Origin of the sequence: Bifidobacterium sp. (assembly GCF_050874245.1) — a bacterium.
Taxonomy (GTDB): Bacteria; Actinomycetota; Actinomycetes; order Actinomycetales; family Bifidobacteriaceae; genus Bifidobacterium.
This window is the reverse complement of record NZ_JBNMKH010000116.1, coordinates 1-4,140: the sequence shown is the minus strand read 5'-3', so window position 1 is coordinate 4,140 and position 4,140 is coordinate 1. Positions and strand designations below refer to the sequence as shown.

4 protein-coding genes and 1 tRNA gene are annotated in these 4,140 nt (G+C 59.9%); 3 read left to right on the top strand and 2 right to left on the bottom strand.

What is annotated here, in order from left to right:
* Positions 1 to 56: 56 nt before the first annotated feature.
* The 3 genes from ACR0P8_RS08865 to ACR0P8_RS08855 all read left to right on the top strand — a co-directional run bounded on the left by ACR0P8_RS08865 (position 57) and on the right by ACR0P8_RS08855 (position 2,274).
* Positions 57 to 130, top strand: a tRNA-Lys gene (locus ACR0P8_RS08865).
* A gap of 233 nt (positions 131 to 363) precedes the next feature.
* Complete coding sequence (locus tag ACR0P8_RS08860) at positions 364 to 1,095, top strand: MIP/aquaporin family protein (RefSeq protein ID WP_432624720.1); 732 nt, start codon at positions 364 to 366, stop codon at positions 1,093 to 1,095.
* A gap of 246 nt (positions 1,096 to 1,341) precedes the next feature.
* Positions 1,342 to 2,274 carry a DUF3152 domain-containing protein gene (locus ACR0P8_RS08855; RefSeq protein WP_432624719.1) on the top strand — a complete coding sequence of 311 codons (933 nt, stop codon included), beginning with the start codon at positions 1,342 to 1,344 and terminating at the stop codon, positions 2,272 to 2,274.
* 111 nt (positions 2,275 to 2,385) lie between these two features.
* On the opposite strand, the gene ACR0P8_RS08850 is transcribed toward ACR0P8_RS08855, so the two are convergent.
* A complete protein-coding gene (locus ACR0P8_RS08850; RefSeq protein ID WP_432624718.1) occupies positions 2,386 to 3,600 on the bottom strand; it encodes a glutamyl-Q tRNA(Asp) synthetase in 1,215 nt (404 codons plus the stop codon).
* Positions 3,601 to 4,044: 444 nt separating this feature from the next.
* A partial coding sequence (locus ACR0P8_RS08845) for an IS3 family transposase (RefSeq protein WP_432624652.1) occupies positions 4,045 to 4,140 on the bottom strand: 96 nt, incomplete at its 5' end.

Below are 4,140 nucleotides of genomic sequence, written 5' to 3'. Positions count from 1 at the left end.
TCTGAGTATATTTACTCCATGTGCTCAGCGAGAACAAAAACCTCGCCAAGACCAACGCCCCTTTAGCTCAGTTGGTTAGAGCAGCTGACTCTTAATCAGCGTGTCCAGGGTTCGAATCCCTGAGGGGGCACAGACAAGACCCAAGCCAATGGCTTGGGTCTTTTGTATTCCGGCAGGCGTGTTTCTCATGTTCCCAATGTTTTCTGCCCTGCAGTCCCATTGAAGTGACCTTGGTAATCGCAGGACTTCCGGTGCCGGGAGTATGGTAATGCGCTGTTGTCCGCTTAGAGCGGAATCGCAACACATCTCGAATCGCACGAATCGCAAGAATCGTCAAGAGAAGAAGCAACAGAGGAAACAGCAGTGGAATACACACTTTTCACCAAACTCGCCGCGGAATTCGTCGGCACCGCCATACTGATGGTCTTCGGCAACGGCGCTGTCGCCAACGCGGAACTGAAAAACACCAAAGGCTACCATGCCGGCTGGCTGAACATCGCCATGGGCTACGGTTTCGGCGTCATGTTCCCGGTGCTCATGTTCGGTGGCGTCTCCGGCGCCCACATCAACCCGGCCATGACCATCGCCCAGGCCGTCAACGGACTGTTCCCGTGGAACGAGGTCCTGCCGTACATCATCGCCCAGCTGCTCGGCGCGCTCGTCGGCCAGCTCATCGTGTACATCACCTACTACCCGCACTACAAGGACACCGAGGACGCTGAAGCCATCCTCGGCACCTTCTGCACCACCGACGCGCACAACGACCGCGTCAACTACTTCCTCAACGAGTTCTTCGGCACCTTTATGCTGGTGCTCGGCGCGCTGTGCTGCCTGTCCCTGCCGTGGGGCAAGGCCGACCTCGCCGCCGCCTCCATCGTCGTCGGCTTCATCGTGTGGGGCCTCGTGACCTCCATGGGCGGCCCGACCGGCCCTGGCCTGAACCCGGCCCGCGACCTGATGCCGCGCCTGCTGCACGCCATCCTGCCGATTCCGAACAAGGGCGATTCCCGCTGGGGCGAGGCTTGGATCCCGGTCGTGGCTCCGATTCTCGGCGCCATCGTCGGCGCGTTCCTGTTCAAGGTGCTGTTCGCCTGATCGGCGTCTTTTAATCCAAAGACCCGTGGTTTTCTTCGGAAGCCGCGGGTCTTTTGCGTATGTGGCGGATTGTGGCGGGACTGCGGCAGACTGTAGCGGAATTGTGCCAGCTGTGCCGGATTTACGCTAGATTCACGCCAGATTAGGCCGGACTGTGGCGTTCCCCCGCGGATAAACGCCCGCCGTATGTTGGCTGACATTGCTACTCTTGCCAAGAGAGAGGTTGCCGTATATGAAGGGGTCGATTTGAAGCGGATTCGTCGTATTGTTCGCGCGCTCGATCCAAGAGCCTACGCCAAAATGAGCCGTCGTGAACGGCTTGAGGCGCTTCGTATCCGCCGCGTCACGGCGATGGTGCTGGTCTTGTTCCTTGTCGTGGCGATGATGACGTCGTGCAGCGTGCATGCGATGTCGGTACGTATGTTGTCGCGCACGCAGACGACGGCACAGGCGGGAAAATCGACGGCAGGCACGAAGGGCGATGGTGGAAAGTCGTCCGGAAAAGCACATCGTGCGACGGCTGAAAGGCAAACATCCGGAAAGCAATCGGCGGAAAAGCAATCGTCCGAAGGAAAGACGCAGGAAGAGAGCGCCGTGGACAAGGCGTTGCGCGCGCAATCGGCGGTACTGAGCGACGAAGACAGGAACAGAATCCTCGACCAGGCGCAGAAGGTCGCGCAGAACAGCGGTAATCCGGTTGTCCATTACCATTATTGCGTTGCGACCAAGGGCGATGTCGGATCGGTCGACGATTTCGCCAACGCTGCGTTCCGCATCCTCAACGATGAGCATGGCTGGCCGCGTGCGGGCGCGGTGTTCGAACGTTCCACCGACGGCAACTGCGATTTCGATCTGGTGCTGTCTCAGGCGTCCCAGATGCCGTCCTTCTCCCCGTCGTGCTCGGTGGAATACAGCTGCAGGGTCGATCAGAACGTGATCATCAACGACGACCGTTGGAAGGGCTCCGTCCAATCATGGCTGGATGCCGGCGGCAATCTGGCCCGGTATCGCGTCATGGTGATCAATCATGAGGTCGGACATCGCCTGGGGCATATCGACAATGAGACCACTTGTGCGGGCGAGGGGCAGTTGGCACCGCTGATGCAGGAGCAGTCCATGCATCTGGACGGCTGCAAGGTCAACGAATATCCGCTCGATTCGGAATTGTGGATCGACTGACCGCACAGCGGATTAACTGACCGTTCCGCGGAGCGACTGACCATACTGACCATACGACGGATTGGCCGACCGTGACGGCGGGTCAACTGGCCATACCGGCGAAAGGCGTTCTCACAAACCGAAATACGCGTCGAAATCGTCTTGGCTGATACTGCGGTCGGCCGTGTCGGCGCGCACCTTGCCCCAATCGAACTCCTGCAGCGCCTCAGCCGCGCTCATCGGCCGTGGCGCGGTATGTACCCGGTCTCCCTGCAAGCCAAGCAGCCATGCGCAATAGCCGACGACCTGTTCCGGCGAGACGCCGTGCGCGCGCAGCACGCCCATATCCAGCGAGCGCTCGCGTTTGGCGAGCCGCCTGCCTTCGGCGTTGTCGATGAGCGGCAGATGCGCGTAATGCGGGTTTTCCGGGGAATACGGCGATTGCGTTGCCGTTGCCGTCTGTGCTGCCGCTGTCTGTGTTGTGTGCGATTGGAATCCCGCCGCGATGAGCGCTTTGCGTATGGCGATTTGCAGTGCGTTCGACCGGAGCAGGTCGCGGCCGCGCACGATGTCGTCGACGCCCATGTCGAGGTCGTCCACGACCACCACCAGTTGGTAGGAGAACAGTCCGTCGGCGCGACGCACGATGGTGTCGCCGATGTCTTGCGGCAGGCTGAATTCCTGCCGTGCGAACACCTCGTCGTCGAAACGGACGGTGGAGTGGCGGTTTGACTCATCGGGCATGGCGATTCGCAGCGAATGGCGGTCGCCGTTTTCCAAGCGTTGCCGCACGGTGTCGGGATTGCTGGCGATGATGCGGCGGCAGGTGCCTGGGTAGACCATGAAACGGTCGCCTTCCTGCGGTGCGGAGGCGGCGCGGATGTCGGCGCGCGAGCAGAAGCAGGGGTATATCAGCGGAATCTCGGCGGAAGCGGTGTTGTTCTTCGTTGGATCGGGAGAAGCGTGGTGTGGACCGTCGGCGGAATCGTGTGTATCCGTGCGATCGCAAGTATCTGCGGAATCGCGTGCAGCCGTGGAACCGCACGATTCCGTGGAACCATATATGTCGTCGACCGTCATGCGTTCCAAGCATCGCAGGGCCTCTTCGTACAGGCCGTGCCGTGCCGACTGGTACACGGGATTGCCATCCCAGTCCAAGCCGAGCCATCGCAGATCATCCATCATCAAGTCGGCCGCTCCGGGCACGACGCGCGGTTCGTCGATGTCTTCGATGCGTAGCAGCATGTCGTCTCCGCGGCTGCGTGCGGACAGCCATGCGCCGAGCATCGCGTAGATATTGCCGATGTGCATGCGTCCGGATGGGGTCGGGGCGAAGCGGCCTGGCATGATGGCTTCCTTTCTGTCTGGCGGCGTCGGTCTTACGTCGGTTTTATACCGGTGCGCCGTCCGTATGTCGGCGCGCATGCCGGTGTTATCGGCGTTCGTGATACATGCAACTGTACCTGTACGGTGGAGCGTTGGCGGATGAGCCTTGGCAAGTCGTCTGTTTTCAGTTGTTTTCAGCCATTCTCGGCTTGTCATGCAGCTTTATATGCGGCCTTGCGTGTGATATGTCTCACAATCCTTGGAAAGCTTTTGTGGATGGCGGCGGCGAGGGTCGCGTTTTGACTGGGGTGTGTATAAGGTGGTATGTGCCGGGGTATACCGGCAAACAATTAGGCAGATCCGGAACCCGTGGAAACAGTGGGGAATGGATAATAAAAGGGGATTAATAAAGGGATAAAATGAACTGCGCCCCGATTGTTGGACGCTGTTAATTAGGATACAGCCCTAGACCGCGAGGGACATGCCCCGGAACTCCTCCGGGGTGCGTCCCTCGAGTCGTATCTGGCGTCGTCTGGTGTTCCAGTGCACGATGTACGCGTC